This window comes from Streptomyces sp. NPDC059092 (genome assembly GCF_042756365.1).
Lineage (GTDB): Bacteria > Actinomycetota > Actinomycetes > Streptomycetales > Streptomycetaceae > Streptomyces.
On sequence record NZ_JBHZEJ010000089.1, the window covers coordinates 1 to 15,554 of the forward strand.

Here is a 15,554-nt window from a genome sequence, read left to right on the forward strand (position 1 = left end):
TCGGGGTATTTCCGTGGTGCTGGCACTGATGTGGTTCTCCTTCGCCAGGATCGTAACCCTGGCATCAGGGACTCCACGAATCTCAGTACAGCTCAGTGTCCCGTTCTGGTCCAGGGCGGAATGCCAGAGAGCTTCGGGCAGTGAGCGGATTGCACGACGGACTGGCTCGGTGACCGCGTATCCGACCGAGAACCGCAGGTTCAACCAGCGCTCGCGCAAGGTCCGGATGTGAGTGAGGAAGGCTTTCGCGGATCCGGCACTGTCGGCGCGGACCAGGATCTGGGTGCCGTACCGGTGAGCGTCGGGGATCTGCGCGAGGGCGTCGTCCAGCACCGCGATGTGATCGGCGGCGGTGTTGGCGCCGGAGTTGCCGGGCCGCGGTCGGCCGGACATGGCCTCGCCGGTGTTCGCGAGGAAACACAGCAGCGGATGAAAGCCGAAGCCGCCTTTGTAAGTGCGCACGGCCAGTTCCTTTTCCGAGTGGGAGGTGATCAGCGTGGCGTCGAGGTCCAGGACCAGGCCGGGAAGTCCTCGTCCGCCAGCCTGGACGGCGGGTATGCCCTGGCCGGTCTCGGCGGCCTGCATCCAGGCGACTCCCCGGGCTGAGGCGCTACGGCCGCTCGCAGTGAAGCGAGTACTGCCCCGTTGGTGTCGGCGAGCAACCGCCAGGCGGTGGGCGTGGAGGCGACCGGTCCGAATACCTCGCCCTGGTCCCGCAGTACGGCCAGATCCGCTATCGCCTCACCGCCGTCGGCGAGCATCACCGCGAGATCGGTGACGGTCCGGCCTGGATCGTGCCCGGTGGCACGCGGCCGCAGCGGCCTGAGCGCAGTGGAGTAGACGTAGACGGTGGCCAGACCGGTGGCATCGGCAAGATCCGCCAGCAACCGTGCGCCCGCGTGCCCGACCACCCCCGAACCGTCAGTGGAGACATGGAGCTTGGGACGAGAACCGATACCCTGCACGCAGAAAGCGCCTTCCGCTTGGACCGGCAGACCCCCTCGACAAGGTTCATCGTCCCAGCTCAGAAGGCACGTTCGTATTTCCTCCCCGCTTCCGGCCTCATCTCAACCGAAACGGCGAGGTTAGTCTCCGAGGACCCGCTCCCACAGCAGCCCGTCCTGCCAGCTCCCGTCGAGAAAGGTCGAGGAGTGCGCGACGCCGTACGGGCTGAACCCGTTGCGGCGCAGCACCCGCTGTGATGGCAGATTCTCCAGATTGGTGGATGCCTCGGCGCGGTGCAAGCCGAGTTCGTTCGTCATGACCCGGAGTGCGAGCCCGACGGCGTGCCCGGCGTGCCCGGCGTGCCCGGCGTGCCCGGCGTGCCCGGCGTGCCCGGCGTGCCCGGCGTGCCCTTGATTCTGGGCGACGGTGGCGATCCGGGGTGAAGAAGTTGGCCGGCTGGGCCGGTTCCCACGGCCGGAAAGCCTCGAAGTCCCGCACCCGGTGCACGGCGATCGGCGCGGCGCCGGTGGGCTCTATCAGGCGGATCCTGGTGCTGCTGCCCATGGGCTGATCCTCGTCGCGGTGCGTCGATGAGACGGCCAGCCTTTGCGAGGGCGCCCGCGCCGCCGCACCCTGCGCCCGCCGGAGGATCGCCTGCCCGGACATCGACGTCGCCCACCGCCTCCAAGCCGCATGCCACGCTCCTTACTTCCGCCCGTACACCAGCATCGACGTGGCGGGCTGCGAGATCGGCGGAGCGGTGAAGAACGTCGTCGCCCTCGGGGTCGGCATCACCTCGGGCATGGGCCTGGGACACAATACGGCGGCCATGCTCATCACCCGCGGCCTGGCGGAATCCACCCGGCTGGCCACAGCGCTGGGCGCCGACCCGGCCACGCTCGCCGGGCTGGCGGGCATGGGCGATCTGGTGGCCACCCGCGCCTCTCCGCTTTCCCGGAATCGCACCTTCGGTACGTTCCTCGGCCGCGGTCTCAGCGTCGGCCGGGCGACGGACGCCGGCCGGCAGACCGCCGAGGGCGTCAGCTCGGCAGCGGCGATCCTCGCCCTGGCTCGTCGCCACGGCATCGACATGCCGGTCACAGAAGCGGTCTCGGCCCTGCTGCACGAGGAGGCCACTCCCGACGAGTCCGTCGCCAGGCTGATGCGGCGGCCCGCGAAAACCGGGCGCTGACAGCTCGGGCGCGGTTCGTGTCGCGCGGCCCGAGGGCGCCGAGGCCGTGGGCGGGCCGGAGTCCGGCTCCGCCGAGGATCCACCGAGTGGCGTCAAACCACCGTGAATCGATCCGGGCGTGCATCACGAATTCGATCAATTTTCCTCTTGCCCAAGCGCGAGGGTCGTGCAATGCCGATTCCGTCCATTGACATGATCAGAACCGGAGTCCAATGATGGCTCCCGCCAGCCTCACGAACTGACCCACGTCTCCCGCACCTCGGTTGTCTCTCGCCCAACCACTGTTCGCAGTTCGGCAGAAGGGCCGCCCTTGTCGGCAACGCGCGCACCCCGACCCCGCCTCCTCCCGCCCGGCACACACAATCACGCACTCCGTCCCCCGCTCTCCCCCGGGCAGCAGCGGCTGTGGACCATGGCCCAGACGGACGGCACCGGCACCGCGTACAACGAGACGCTGGCGTTCTCCGTCGAGGGGCCGTTGGACGAGACCCGTCTCGCGCGCGCTCTCGACATCGTTGTCGCCCGGCACGAGACCCTGCGCACCAGGTTCGTCTCGGTGAACGGTGACGCCCGTCAGGAGGTGGGCCCCCCGGAGACGGGATTCCCGCTGACCGTGGAGGACCTCAGCGGGAGCCCGGATCCGGAAGCGCGGGTCGCCGAGCGGCAACGCGATGAGTGCGACACCCCGTTCGACCTGGCCTGCGGTCCGCTGGCCCGAGGGCGGCTGATCGTCCTGGGGGAATCCCGTCACGCGCTGCTGCTGACCCTGCATCACGCCGTCTTCGACGGCAGGTCCGTCGAAATCCTGCTGCGTGAGCTGAGCGCCCTCTACGGAGCGCTCCAGCACGGCGGGACCGACCCCTTGCCGCTGCCGAAGACGCGGTTCACCACCCTGTGCCGCAGGCAGCGCGCGTGGCTGGGCGGGCCCGGAGCCACCGTACAGGCCGAGTTCTGGCGGACGTATCTGGACGGCGCGCCGGCGTCCCTCGATCTCCCCGCGGACAGGCCCCGCCCAGCAAGGCGGAGTGACGAAGGCGGCCGCGTGCCGGTGCACCTCGGCCCGCGGCTGACGACCGCCCTGCGCGCGGTGGCCCGCCGGGAGAAATGCACCCTGTTCACGGCTGTTCTCACCGGCTGGCACATCGTGCTGTCCCGGCTCTCCGGGGAGAGCGACACCGTCGTGGGCTTCCCGGTGGCGGGCCGGCGCGGCAGGGAGGCGTCCGAACTCATCGGTTTCTTCGTCAACTCGCTCCCCCACCGGCTCGACCTGTCCGGGGAGCCGACCGGCTCCGAGGCGCTGGGCCGGGTCCGGGCCTCGCTCCGGAGCGCGCTCGGCCACCAGGACCTGCCCTTCGAGCGGATCGTGGAGGCGGTGAACCCGCAGCGCAGCCTGGCGCACGGGCCGCTCTTCCAGACCATGCTGGCGTGGGGCACCTCCCAGAAGGGTCTTCTGGACCTCGCCGGCACCCGGGTCGAGCCGCTTGACATCCCTTTCGGGCCCGCGAAGTTCGACTACACCCTGTCGCTCCACGAGGAGGACGGTGGCGTCACCGGGCATCTGGACTACGCGCGCGACCTGTTCGACGACGAGACGGTCAGGCGGCACGCCCGCTATCTGACGCGCGTACTGGAGCAGTTGGCGGCCGACCCCGGGCGGAGCATCGCCGACTTCCTCCTGCTCGACGAGCGGGAACACGAGGAGGTGCTGGCGCTGGGCCGGGGGCGGACCACCGGCCCGCCGGCCACCAGTCTGATCGAACGTTTCGAACAGCAGGTCCGGGAGCGGCCGACCGCGCCCGCCGTGGTGGGCCGGGGAACGCGGCTGGACTACGCCACGCTGGACCGGCGTGCCAACCGGCTCGCCCACGCCCTCCTCGCCCGGGGCGTCCGCGCCGGGGACGTCGTCGGGCTGCACTGCGGTCGCACGGTGGAACTTCTGGTGGGCATATGGGGCATCCTCAAGGCGGGTGCGGCCTACCTTCCGCTGGATCCGGGGCAACCGGACGGGCGGCTGGAAGTGATCGTCGAGGAGGCGGCGCCCGCGCTGGTCCTGAGCGACACCGCCGGCCCCGCCTCCCCCTGGCTGCCGCTGCGGCGGGTGGAGGAGGAGGGGGCGCGTGACGACTCTCCCGGTACGGCGGTCCTGCCGTCCCACCGCGCCTACGTGATCTACACCTCGGGATCGACGGGACGCCCCAAGGGGGTGGCGGTCCGGCACGGCAGCGTGGTCAATCTGCTGGACAACTGGCTGCACCACTACGACGCGATCCCCGGGGAAGCGTCCTCGGTGTGGGCCAGTATCGGCTTCGACGCGTCCGTGCACGAGCTGTTCCTGCCGGTCACCACGGGCGCGGTCCTCCATCTGGTGCCCGAGGACCTGCGGGGCGACCCCGAGCAGCTCATGGATTGGATGCGCGTGCACAGAATCGTGCACGCCTGGCTGCCGGCGTCGTACATCGTCTGGATCGACGAGAACCCGGAGGAGCGCCTGCGGGGTCTGGCCCTGCGCCAGGTGGCGACCGGTGCGGAGCCCCTTCCGGAGACGGCGCTGTACCGGATGCGGCAGGTGCTGCCGGGGCTGCGGATCTGTTACGTCTACGGTCCGACCGAAACCACCGTGTACAGCATCACGTACAACGAGCCGCACGCGCGGGAGCGCCGGTGCCCGATCGGCCGGCCCGTGGACAACACCCGTATACACCTGCTCGACCGGCGACGCCTGCCGGTTCCGCGCGGGGTCACCGGGGAGGTGTACATCGGCGGAGCCGGTGTGGCCGACGGCTATCTCAACCGGCCCGACCTGACCGACGAGCGTTTCCTGCCGGACCCTCAGGTCCCGGGTGAACGGATCTACCGTACGGGTGACCTGGCGCGGCTGCTGCCCGACGGCGACTTCGAGTTCGTCGGCCGCGCCGACGACCAGGTCAAGCTCCGGGGCTTCCGTATCGAGCCCGGGGAAGTGGCGGCGGCGCTGCGGGAGCTGCCCGGGGTGACGGAGGCGGCGGTGCTCGCCGACCGCACCGAGGCCGGCGAGAGCATACTGGTGGCGGGGGTGGGCCGGTCCGACGGACCGCCTCTGCTGCTCCACGAATGGCGCGCCGCCCTCGCGGAGCGGCTGCCGGACTACATGATCCCGTCGCTGTTCGCCGAGTTCCCCCGGCTGCCCCTCAACCGCAGCGGCAAGCTGGACCGCCGGGCCGTGCTGGAACGTGCCCGTACGGCGCTGCCCTCCCAGGTCAACGTACGGGCCCCGCGCGACGGGGTCGAGATGTCGCTGTACCGGATCTGGCGGCAGGTGCTGCTGCGTCCCGGCATCGGCATCACCGACGACTTCTTCGCGGTGGGCGGTACCTCCCTCTCCGCCATCAAGGTCGCGCACCTGATCCGTGAGCGGTTCGGCCGGGACCTGCCGATCCGTGACGTGCTGGAGCATCCCACGATCGAACGGCTGGCGGCGCACCTGCGCAGGGAAGCACCGGCGCGCGGCGACGATTCGCTGATCGAGTTCCGGGCCGGAGGCGGCGGCCGGCGGGTGGTGTGTGTCCATCCCGCCGGCGGAACCGCGTTCTGCTATCTGGATCTGGCCACGGCGCTGCCCGACGGGATCGGTGTCCAGGGCATCCAGGCCCCGGGGATCGACCCCGGGGAGGACCCGCTGCCGTCCGTGGAGGCCATGGCGGAGCACTACCTGACCCTGGTGCGGCCCGCGCCGGACGAGGCGCTCGTCCTGTGCGGGCTCTCGTACGGCGGTCTGGTCGCGCACGAGATGGGGCGCCGGCTCGCACGATCCGGCCACCAGCGGATCGCCGTGATGCTGCTCGACACCCACGCCACGGACGACGAGGCGAAGCGGGCGGCGTTCGCGCCGGTGGACGCGGCCGAGTTCCGGGAGAAACTCGTCCGTTTCAACGGCATGTACCCCGGTATAGACGACGCCCAGATCGACCGGTACTTCCGGACCTACAACCACAACCGCGCGGCGGCCCGCGCCTATACGCCCCCACCGACGACCGCCCCGCTGCTGCTCGTCCAGGCGGACGCGGAGGGACCGGACCCCGCGGAGAGGGCCGCGTCCGAGAAGGAGTTGCGCCGCTTCTGGGAGGACCGGGCCCTGGGCGGATTCCGGGTCGAGCGGGTGGCGGGCGGTCACTGGGACGTGCTGGAGGGAGAGCGTGTCCCTCTCATCGCCGCACTCGTCACCGGCGAACTCGACCGGCTCGACGGACGCCTCCGGGAGACCCGGTGACCCACGCGCCTTACCTCCTCTGACCGCCTCCGACCAGGTCGGTCCTTCCCCGCGCCCGGCGGCCGTGACAGGAACCGGCGACACGGCCGTCGCACAGACCGGGACGACCGCCCGTCCGGTCGTCCCCGCATCCGCACGCCCCGACCGGCATGCCCACCACCGAGGAGAACGCGATGGAGCCCTACGAACTCACCGCTCTCGAAGCCGTGACCACCAGGCCGCCGAGGCCCTACGAGCACATATCCGTGGCGTCCCTGACTCCGGTCATCGGCGCCGAGGTCAGCGGCGTGGACCTCGCCCGGCTCACCGAGGACGAACTGGCGGAGATCCGGACCGCGTTCCTCGACCATCACGTGCTGGTCTTCCGCGACCAGGAGATCACGGTCGACCAACACAAGAGCTTCGCCGGCCGGTTCGGTGACCTGCGGCCGGTCAACCCGCCGCCGCCCGAGGGCGATCCCCACGTGCTGGAGATCAAGACCAGCCCGGCCGCCGCGAACGTGGCGGGCAACGCCTGGCACGCCGACGGAACGGCCGACCTCGAACCGTCCCTGGGCTCGATGCTGTACATCACCGAGACCCCGGAGGGCGGGAGCGGGGGCGACACGCTGTTCGCCAACATGCACCTGGCCTACGAGATGCTCTCGCCCACCATGCGCGGCCTTCTGGACGGGCTGTCCGCCATCCACGACGGTGCGCAGAGCTTCCGCGGCTACACCGTGCCGCCCAACTACGAGATTCCGGTGAACGAGCACCCGGTGGTGGTGCGGCACCCCGAGACCGACCGCCCCATCCTCTACGTCAACCAGGCCTACACGTCCCGTGTCCCGCAGCTCTCCGCCGACGAGAGCAGGGCGCTGCTCGACATGCTCTACGCCCTCGTGCCCCAGCGCCCGCTGCTCACCTGCCGGGTCCGCTGGACGCCGGGCACGCTGGTGTTCTGGGACAACCGCTGCGTCCAGCACCACGCGACCTACGACTACTATCCGCACACCCGTTACGGTCGCCGGATCGCGATCAACGGTGGTCCGTTGAAGGGCTGACCGGCTCCGGGGCGGATGCCGGTACCACGGTGCCCGGGAGCCGGACGGTTCCCGGGCACCGTGGTGTCATACCTCCAGCGGCCGTCGTACCCCGTCCGTGGACTCCCGCACCACCAGCCGGTGCGGGGCGAGATGGACCTCGAACGGCAGCGGCTCAGCCGAACCGATCCGCGCGGCCAGCGACTTGACCGCCAGCGCGGCGATCGCCGCCTTGTCCGGTATGACGGAGGTGAGGGACGGCGTGCTGTAGAGCGCCTCCTCGGATCCGTCGATGCTCGCCACGGCGATCTCCGAGGGGATGCCCACCCCCGCTTCGTGCAGCGCCCGCCCCGCCCCCACGGCCAGCAGGTCGCTGAAGCAGAAGACGGCGTCCGGGCGCGCGTCCGCCGGGAGGGCGAGCAGTTCACGCGTGGCCAGCAGGCCGTTGCGGCGGTCGAACTCCTTCACCGGCGGTGCCAGCCGCGGGTCGAAGGTCAGCCCCGCCTCGTGGAGCGCGTGCTGGAAACCCTCCAGCCGCTGTCTGCTGGTCGCGGCCGACCGCGCCTTCACCCCGACGGCGGCGATCCGGGTGCGGCCCAGCCCGGCCAGGTGCGCGGTGACGTCGCGGGCCGCGGCGACGTTGTCGATCAGGACGTGGTCCGCGGCGACCTGGTCGCGTTCGTAACTGCGTTCACCGAGCAGGACCAGGGGGAACGCGTCGGCGACCGAGGCGAGGTCGTCGAGCCGGGCGTGCAGGGGCGAGAGGATCACACCGTCCAGCAGCGCCGCGCCGACGCCGGTCGCCAGACGCAGCTCCTCCGCCGCGTCGCCCAGTGTCTCCTCGACGAGGACGGTCAGCCCCAGCCCCGCGGCCTCCGCCCGGACATGCTGGGCCAGCTCCGCGAAGTACGGCATCGTCAGGTCGGGCACGGACAGGCCGATCAGTCCGCTGCGCCCGGTGCGCAGCCTCCGCGCCGACGGGTTCGGGCGGTAGCCGAGCTCGCCCACGGCGCGCAGCACCCGCTCCCGGGTGGCCTCGGAGACCCGGGGCGCCCCACGTACAACGTTGGACACCGTCTTGATCGACACTCCGGCGCGAGCCGCCACGTCCTTGAGCGTCGCTGCTGCCACCGACCGGCCCCCTTCGTCGTTGTTCTCGCAGATCACCGCAGATCACCTGTGTTTCCGCAGTGGATCTCAGCGTATCCGATGCGCCGGATCGCCTGCTGCCGAGGGGTTGACCCCGAACTTACACGGCGGGTACAACGTTGTAACAGAAAGCGCTTACGGAGCTTTCGCCGCGCCGTCCGACCCCGCGTACGAGAGAGCGCGAGGGTCCATGGGCCACGGCCGGCCGCCCCACGAAAGGGTCCGCATGTCTCGCTCCACCACCCCGCTGCGCACGGCCGTGGTCGGCACCGGGGGTATCGCCCGCGGCAGCCATCTGCCCGCGCTGGAGAAGCTCGCCGCCGAGGGCGAGGTGGAGCTGGTCGCCGCGGTCGACCTCGACACGGCCGCGGTCCGCGCGCTCGCCGCCGCGTCCGGCATCCCGTACGCCTCCACGGATCTCGACACGATGCTCGCCGAGGTGCACCCGGACCTGGTCGTGCTCTGCACACCGCCCGCCGTGCACCGGGAGCAGTCGGTGGCCGCGCTGCGGGCGGGCGCGTGGGTGTGGTGCGAGAAGCCGCCGTGCCCGTCGCTGGCCGACTACGACGCCGTCGAGGCGGCCCAGCGGGGCGGCGACACGGACCCGTACGCCTCGATCGTCTTCCAGCACCGCTTCGGCTCCGGCGCCCGCCATGTCCGGCGTCTGCTGCGCGAGGGCGCGTTCGGCCGGCCGCTGGTGGCCCACTGCCAGACCACCTGGTACCGGGACAGCGCCTACTACTCCGTCCCGTGGCGCGGCCGTTGGGCCACCGAGGGCGGAGGACCCGCCATGGGCCACGGCATCCACCAGACGGATCTGCTGCTGGACCTCATGGGGCCGTGGACCGAGGTGCGCGGCATGGCGGCCCGGCTGGTCCACGACGTGGAGACCGAGGACGTCTCCACCGCCCAGGTCCGCTTCGCCGGCGGCGCCGTCGCCACCGTCGTCAACAGCGTGCTCAGCCCCGACGAGACGAGCCGGATCCGCATCGACTGCGAACGCGCCACGATCGAGCTGACCCATCTGTACGGCTACCGCAACGCGGACTGGCGCATCACCCCCGCGCCCGGCGTCCCCGAGGAGACGGTGGCGGGCTGGCGCGACTTCGGCGCCGACGAGCCGAGTTCGCACCTGGCCCAGCTCCGGGTGCTGGTCGCCGACATCCGGGCCGGGCGGCGCCACGCCACCAGCGGCCCGGGCGGCCGGCAGACGCTGGAGTTCATCACCGCCCTCTACAAGTCCGCGTTCACCGACGCCACCGTCCGCGCGGGCGAGATCGGCCCCGGCGACCCCTACTACACCGCACTGCACGGCGGCGCCCCGGGCTGGGCGCCGGCCACACCCCGCGAGGAGGAGGACCGCGCATGACCCTCACACCGACCCATGCCCACGGCGACCGCGTCACCGTCGCACACGAGGCCACCGGCACCGAGCTGTTCGCGTACGTCTACCGTCCCGAAGCCGCGTGGGAGGCGCCCAAGCCGTATCTGCACCCGGTCCGGACGCTCTCCGGCGCCGTGGTCACCGACTACCGCCCCAACGACCACCGGTGGCACAAGGGACTCCAGCTCACGGCCTCCCACCTCTCTGGGCAGAACCTGTGGGGCGGCAACACCTATGTGCACGGCGAGGGGTACGTCGCGCTGCCCGAGCGGATCGGCTCCATGGCGCACACCGCCTTCGAGGAGGTCTCCGCCACCGGCGACCGGGCCGTCATCGCCGAGCGGCTGACCTGGCACCCCCACGACGGCGAGCTGTGGGCCGAGGAGGAGCGCCGCATCGAGGCCGGGGACGTGGACCCGGAGGCCGGCGTCTGGTCCTTGACCTGGACCTCCGCGGTGACCAACCGGCGCGCCGAGCCGCTGCGCTTCGGCAGCCCCACCACCCACGGCCGCCCCGCCGCCGGGTACACCGGGCTGTTCTGGCGCGGCCCGCGCGCCTTCCGCGACGGCCGCGTCTTCACCGCCGGCACCGACGGCGACGATCCGATGGGCGGCCAGGCCCCCTGGCTGGCGTACGTGGGCGAGCACGACGGGCGCGACGGCCACGCCACGGTGGTCTTCGAGCACGCCCCGGGCAACGACCACACGGGCGAGAAGGGAACGCACCCGGCGCACTGGTTCGTGCGCAGCGATCCGTTCGCCGCCGTCGCGCCGTCCTGGGCCTTCCACGAGGAGCTGGTCCTCGACCCCGGCGACACCCTCACCCGCGGCTACCGCGTGCACATCGCCGATGGCGCCTGGGACCGTGAGCGGGTCGCCGCGCACGTGGCGGGGCTCGCGTGGTGAGCGCGACGTACGAAGGGTTCCCGGCGGCGGTCGGCGTGTCCCGGCTGCGTGTGTACGACTGGCCCACCGTCGACGGCCGGCCCGGTGGTGGCACTCCGCACCTGCACCTCGCCTGCAGCGAGGGGTACGTGGTGACGGCGGGCCGCGGCGCCGTGCAGACGCTGACCACCTCGGGTTACCGGGAGACGCCCCTGGAGCCGGGGGTCGTGGCCTGGTTCACCCCCGGCACGATCCATCGGCTGGTCGACGACGGCGGCGGTCTGGAGATCACCGTCGTGATGCAGAACAGCGGTCTGCCGGAGGCGGGCGACGCGGTCCTCACCCTGCCGCAGGACCGTCTCACCGACCCCGCGGTGTACGCCGAGGCGGTCCGTATCCCTTCCGGCGCGCCCGAGGCCGAGCAGGCGGAGGCGGCCCGTGCCCGGCGCGACCTGGCCACCCGGCGCTTCCTCGAACTGCGCGAGGCCGACGCGGCCGGCGATCCCGAGCCGCTGGCGGCCTTCCAGCGGGCGGCCGCCGCGCTGGTACGGCCCCGGCTGGACGAGTGGGAGCAACGCCGGCGCGACGGCGCGCAGGCCGCCGCGGCCGCGACACAGCACCAGTTGCGCGCCCTGCGCGAGCGGGACGGCCGGCATCTGGCCGAGGCCCGCGTCACCGCGACCGGGCCCACCGCCCGCGGCCGCTTCGGCATGTGCGGCCGCCTGGACGTCTACCCCGGCATCTGAGCCGGCCCCCGGCCCGCGGGGGCGCCGCCACCCCACCCCGGCACCCCCGCGACGCGGGACCCCCGGTCCCCGCCCCTCTCCTCAACCGCCCCGCTGTCCACGGAAGGTCGCCCCCTCATGCCCGAACCCCCTGTGCGCGAAGCCCGTCCGCCCGGTCCCGCGGTGCCCGGGACCCGTCACGGCCGCCAACGGCCCCCGAGCCGACGCTCCGTACTGACCGTCGCGGCCGCGGGTGCCGGTGCCGCCCTGGCCTCCGCGCTCTCCGCGTGCTCCGCCGTCGGCGGATCACCGGGAGGAGTCACGCTCACGTTCTCCTGGTGGGGCAACGACGACCGCGCCTCCCGCACCGAGAAGGCCGTACGGCTCTTCGAGGAGGAGAACCCCGGCATCACGGTGCGCACCTCGAACGGGGACTTCGGCGCCTACATGCAGAAGCTGGCGACGCAGGCGGCCGGTGGCGGCATACCCGACGTGGCCCAGCTCGACTACCGGCAGATCTCCCAGTACGCCGGCGGCGGCGCGCTGCTGCGCCTGGACGAGGTCCTGAGCGGCGGCGCGATCCGCACCTCGGAGATGGACCGGGAGTTCCTGCGCACGGGCACCTACGAGGACCGGCAGTACGCGGTGCCCATGGGCCGGGGCATCACCGGTTACGCCTACAACGCGGCGCTCTACCGGAAAGCGGGGATCCGCACCCCCCGGCCGAGCTGGACCTGGCGGGAGTGGGCGGACGCCAACGAGCGGATCACCGCGCTGGGTCTGAAGGCACCCGACGGGCGCCCCTTCACCGGCGCCAACGACAACGGCCCCAACGAGGACATCTTCGAGACGTGGCTGCGCAGCCGCGGCGGACGGCTCTACGCGAGCCAGACCGCACTCGGCTTCACCGAGGACGACCTCACCGGGTTCTGGACGTTCTGCGACGACCTGCGCAGGGCCGGGTCGGTAGCCTCGTCCAAGGACACCGTCCAGGCGAGCAGCATCGAGACCAGCCCCATGGGCCGCGGTCTGGCGGCGGCGGACTTCACCTGGGACGCCCCGTTCCCCGGGTACGTGGGCCTCCTCGGCGAGGACGTCCGCTTCGCGCCGGTCCCCACGGCCGACGGCCGCGCGGGCTCGTACTTCAAGGCCTCGATGCTCCTGGGCATCGGAGCGGGCACCTCGCACCCCGAGGAGGCGGCCAGGCTGGTCGACTTCCTCCTCAACGACGTGCGGGCGGGCGACATCCTCGGCTTCACCCGGTCCACCCCGCCCAACCGCGTGATCGCCGCCCGGGTCGCGAAGACCCTGACGGGGCCGGAGCGGGAGATCTACCGGTACGCGCGGACGATGGAGAAGTACGGCCTGGCCGCCCCGCCGACGGCGCCCCCGCGCGGCGACGTCCCCATCCAGTCCGCCTTCACCCGCGCCTATCAGCGCGTCCTCTACGACCTGGCCACCCCCCGGCAGGCGGCGCGCGAACTCATCGACGAGGCCAACCGGGAGCTGAGGCCATGAGCACGGTGTCGACCAGGGCGCCCGCGCCCGCGGAGCGGAAGACGGACGGACCGCGTCCGGCCGGGCGGCGGAGCGGGGTCCGCGAGAAGCGGTGGCCGGCGTATGTGTTCCTGTCGCCGTGGCTGATCGGCGCGGGCGTGCTGACGCTGGTGCCGATGGTCGCGTCCCTGTACCTGTCGTTCACGGACTACAACCTCTTCGATCCGCCGCAGTGGGTGGGCCTGCGCAACTACACGGAGATGCTCACCGAGGACCCCCGCTACTGGCGGTCGGTCGGCACCACCATGCTGTTCGTCGTGGTGGCGGTCCCGCTGAAGCTGGGGCTCGCGCTGGGGGTGGCGATGCTGCTGAAGAGCCTCGGCTCGGGCCGTGGCTTCTACCGCTCCGCCTTCTACGCGCCCTCCCTGCTGGGCGCGAGCATGTCCATCGCCCTGGTGTGGAAGGCGCTCTTCAACGACGGGGGCTCGGTCCCCCAGGTCCTGAGCCGGTTCGGCATCGACACCGGCGGCTGGGTCGGCGATCCCGATCTCGCGGTGTACGCGGTGGTGCTGCTGACGGTCTGGCAGTTCGGGGCGCCGATGGTGATCTTCCTGGCGGGGCTGCAGCAGATTCCGTCCGACCTCTACGAGGCGGCGGCGCTCGACGGCGCGGGCCGGTGGCGGCAGTTCGTCTCGGTGACGGTGCCGATGCTCTCCCCCGTCGTCTTCTTCAACCTGGTGCTGGAGGTCATCAACTCCTTCCAGGTCTTCACCCCGGCCTTCGCCATCAGCGGCGGCAACGGCGGCCCCGCCGACTCCACGCTCTTCTACACGCTGTACCTGTACGAGCGCGGCTTCACCGCCTCGCACATGGGGTACGCGGCGGCGATGGCCTGGCTGCTGCTGATCGTGATCGGCGCGATCACCCTGATCCTGTTCCGGACCTCCCGGTCCTGGGTCTTCTACGCGGACGAGGAGGGACGGTGAGCTCGGTGAACTCCGCTCGCACCGCGGGCACCACGGGCACCACGGGCACCACGGGCACCACGGGCATCGCGGGCATCGCCACGAAGCGGTGGCTGCCGCACGCGGTCGCGGCCGTGTGCCTGCTCCTGCTGCTGTACCCGCTGGCCTGGCTGCTGGCCACGTCGCTGAAGCCGGCCGACGAGGTGGTGACCAGCCTCGACCTGTGGCCCGGCCACCTGGAGTGGTCGAACTACACCACCGCCCTCGAAGGCGTCTCCGGCATCTCCGTCGGCCGGCTGCTCGGCAACACCCTGCTGATCGCCGGGGGCGCGGTCCTCGGCAACGTGCTCTCCTGCTCGCTGGCCGCCTACGCCTTCGCCCGGCTGCGGTTCCGCATGCGGACGGGGATGTTCGCCTTCATGGTGGCGACGCTGATGCTGCCGCACCATGTCGTACTGATCCCGCAGTACATCATGTTCAACCAGCTCGGCCTGGTGGACACGTACTGGCCGCTGATCCTGCCGAAGTTCCTGGCCACGGAGGCGTTCTTCGTCTTCCTCATCGTGCAGTTCATGCGCGGGCTGCCCCGTGAGCTGGAGGAGTCCGCCCGTATCGACGGCTGCGGCCCCTTCCGCACCTACTGGTCGATCACACTGCCGCTGAGCCGGCCCGCCCTGATCACCACGGCCATCTTCACGTTCATCTGGACGTGGAACGACTTCTTCACGCAGATGATCTATCTCTTCGCACCGGAGAAGTTCACCATCACCCTGGCGCTGCGCAGCTTCGTCGACCAGTCCAGCACCTCCGCCTACGGACCCATGTTCGCCATGTCGGTGATCTCCGTGCTGCCGATCGTGCTGTTCTTCTTCGTCTTCCAGCGCTACCTGGTGCAGGGCATGGCCACGTCCGGACTGAAGGGCTGAGCCGCCATGACCCACGCCCCTGCTGCCGTCCGCCGCGCGCGCAAGGAGCCCGGCGACATCTTCGGCTCCGGCTTCTCCCTCTTCGCCGACGTGCTGCTGGCCGGCCTGCTGACCAGCGTCGCCTGTCTGCCGGTCGTCACCGCTCCGGCAGCGTTCGCCGCGGCGTCGGAGAGCCTCCGGCAGGCCGCGGGCGACGGAACCCCCGTCACCCTCGGCACGTACACCCGCGCGTTGCGAGCCCGCCTGTCGGCCGGCGGTCTGGCCGCCGGGCTGGCGCTGCCGCTGCTGGCCGTGGTCCTGCTGGCCGACGCCGCGGTGGCGCGCAGCGCGCTGCCCGGGGCGGGGGCCGTGGCGCCCGCGCTGGCCCTGCTCGCTTGGGGAGCCGTGGTCGTGGGGCTGCGCGCCACGGCGCTGGACGCCCCGCACCGGCTCTCCGTCCGCGAAGGGCTCGTCCGCTCGGTCGCCGACCCGCGCGGCAGCCTGCTGCTGGCGGGGGCCGTACTGCTGACCGCGCTCCTCGCCTGGTCCATTCCGCTGCTGGTCCCGCTGCTGCCCGGACCGCTGGCGTTCGCCGCGACCGTCGTCGAGCTGCGCTCCCCGCACCGCTGAGCCGCCCCCT

General features: G+C 71.9%; 12 protein-coding genes and 2 pseudogenes. 11 read left to right on the forward strand and 3 right to left on the reverse strand.

What is annotated here, in order from left to right:
• A pseudogene (locus ACFXPL_RS33490) lies at positions 1-995 on the reverse strand (transposase); the annotation flags it as partial.
• Between the two features lie 90 nt (positions 996-1,085).
• Entirely contained in the window at positions 1,086-1,379 is a 294-nt protein-coding gene (locus ACFXPL_RS33495; RefSeq protein WP_384926796.1) for a GNAT family N-acetyltransferase, read from the reverse strand.
• 5 nt (positions 1,380-1,384) lie between these two features.
• On the opposite strand from ACFXPL_RS33495, the gene ACFXPL_RS33500 reads away from it, so the two are divergent.
• The 4 genes and pseudogenes from ACFXPL_RS33500 to ACFXPL_RS33515 all read left to right on the forward strand — a co-directional run bounded on the left by ACFXPL_RS33500 (position 1,385) and on the right by ACFXPL_RS33515 (position 7,426).
• Complete coding sequence (locus ACFXPL_RS33500; protein ID WP_384926764.1) at positions 1,385-1,516, forward strand: hypothetical protein; 132 nt, start codon at positions 1,385-1,387, stop codon at positions 1,514-1,516.
• A gap of 51 nt (positions 1,517-1,567) precedes the next feature.
• Positions 1,568-2,137, forward strand: a pseudogene (locus ACFXPL_RS33505) (NAD(P)H-dependent glycerol-3-phosphate dehydrogenase); the annotation flags it as partial.
• Positions 2,138-2,447: 310 nt separating this feature from the next.
• Positions 2,448-6,383: an amino acid adenylation domain-containing protein gene (locus tag ACFXPL_RS33510; protein WP_384926766.1), complete on the forward strand. Its 3,936-nt coding sequence runs from the start codon at positions 2,448-2,450 to the stop codon at positions 6,381-6,383.
• Positions 6,384-6,556: 173 nt separating this feature from the next.
• Positions 6,557-7,426, forward strand: a complete 870-nt coding sequence (locus tag ACFXPL_RS33515; protein ID WP_384926798.1) for a TauD/TfdA dioxygenase family protein — start codon at positions 6,557-6,559, stop codon at positions 7,424-7,426.
• 66 nt (positions 7,427-7,492) lie between these two features.
• On the opposite strand, the gene ACFXPL_RS33520 is transcribed toward ACFXPL_RS33515, so the two are convergent.
• Entirely contained in the window at positions 7,493-8,536 is a 1,044-nt protein-coding gene (locus ACFXPL_RS33520; protein WP_384926768.1) for a LacI family DNA-binding transcriptional regulator, read from the reverse strand.
• A 244-nt stretch (positions 8,537-8,780) separates the two neighbouring features.
• Here ACFXPL_RS33520 and ACFXPL_RS33525 point away from each other — a divergent pair, with 244 nt between their 5' ends.
• The 7 genes from ACFXPL_RS33525 to ACFXPL_RS33555 all read left to right on the forward strand — a co-directional run bounded on the left by ACFXPL_RS33525 (position 8,781) and on the right by ACFXPL_RS33555 (position 15,544).
• Positions 8,781-9,923: a Gfo/Idh/MocA family protein gene (locus ACFXPL_RS33525; protein ID WP_384926770.1), complete on the forward strand. Its 1,143-nt coding sequence runs from the start codon at positions 8,781-8,783 to the stop codon at positions 9,921-9,923.
• Positions 9,920-10,843, forward strand: a complete 924-nt coding sequence (locus ACFXPL_RS33530) for a PmoA family protein (protein WP_384926772.1) — start codon at positions 9,920-9,922, stop codon at positions 10,841-10,843. Before ACFXPL_RS33525 ends, ACFXPL_RS33530 begins: the two co-directional genes overlap by 4 nt.
• Positions 10,840-11,568 carry a cupin domain-containing protein gene (locus ACFXPL_RS33535; RefSeq protein ID WP_384926774.1) on the forward strand — a complete coding sequence of 243 codons (729 nt, stop codon included), beginning with the start codon at positions 10,840-10,842 and terminating at the stop codon, positions 11,566-11,568. The genes ACFXPL_RS33530 and ACFXPL_RS33535 overlap by 4 nt, the downstream gene beginning before the upstream one ends.
• 117 nt (positions 11,569-11,685) lie before the next feature.
• The gene (locus tag ACFXPL_RS33540) at positions 11,686-13,065 is read left to right on the forward strand and encodes an ABC transporter substrate-binding protein (protein ID WP_384926776.1); all 1,380 of its coding nucleotides are present in this window, start codon (positions 11,686-11,688) and stop codon (positions 13,063-13,065) included.
• Positions 13,062-14,030, forward strand: coding sequence for a carbohydrate ABC transporter permease (locus ACFXPL_RS33545; RefSeq protein ID WP_384926778.1), 969 nt, complete (start codon positions 13,062-13,064; stop codon positions 14,028-14,030). The genes ACFXPL_RS33540 and ACFXPL_RS33545 overlap by 4 nt, the downstream gene beginning before the upstream one ends.
• A 65-nt stretch (positions 14,031-14,095) precedes the next feature.
• Positions 14,096-14,935, forward strand: coding sequence for a carbohydrate ABC transporter permease (locus ACFXPL_RS33550; RefSeq protein ID WP_384926800.1), 840 nt, complete (start codon positions 14,096-14,098; stop codon positions 14,933-14,935).
• A 6-nt stretch (positions 14,936-14,941) separates the two neighbouring features.
• Positions 14,942-15,544, forward strand: a complete 603-nt coding sequence (locus tag ACFXPL_RS33555; RefSeq protein WP_384926780.1) for a hypothetical protein — start codon at positions 14,942-14,944, stop codon at positions 15,542-15,544.
• Positions 15,545-15,554 lie beyond the last annotated feature (10 nt).

What these genes read in the sequence shown, in the direction of transcription:
- ACFXPL_RS33515 (WP_384926798.1), top strand. Translation starts at nt 6,557, where the DNA reads ATGGAGCCCTACGAACTCACCGCTCTCGAAGCCGTGACCACCAGGCCG.
- ACFXPL_RS33525 (WP_384926770.1), top strand. Translation starts at nt 8,781, where the DNA reads ATGTCTCGCTCCACCACCCCGCTGCGCACGGCCGTGGTCGGCACCGGG.
- ACFXPL_RS33530 (WP_384926772.1), top strand. Translation starts at nt 9,920, where the DNA reads ATGACCCTCACACCGACCCATGCCCACGGCGACCGCGTCACCGTCGCA.
- ACFXPL_RS33540 (WP_384926776.1), top strand. Translation starts at nt 11,686, where the DNA reads ATGCCCGAACCCCCTGTGCGCGAAGCCCGTCCGCCCGGTCCCGCGGTG.
- ACFXPL_RS33545 (WP_384926778.1), top strand. Translation starts at nt 13,062, where the DNA reads ATGAGCACGGTGTCGACCAGGGCGCCCGCGCCCGCGGAGCGGAAGACG.
- ACFXPL_RS33555 (WP_384926780.1), top strand. Translation starts at nt 14,942, where the DNA reads ATGACCCACGCCCCTGCTGCCGTCCGCCGCGCGCGCAAGGAGCCCGGC.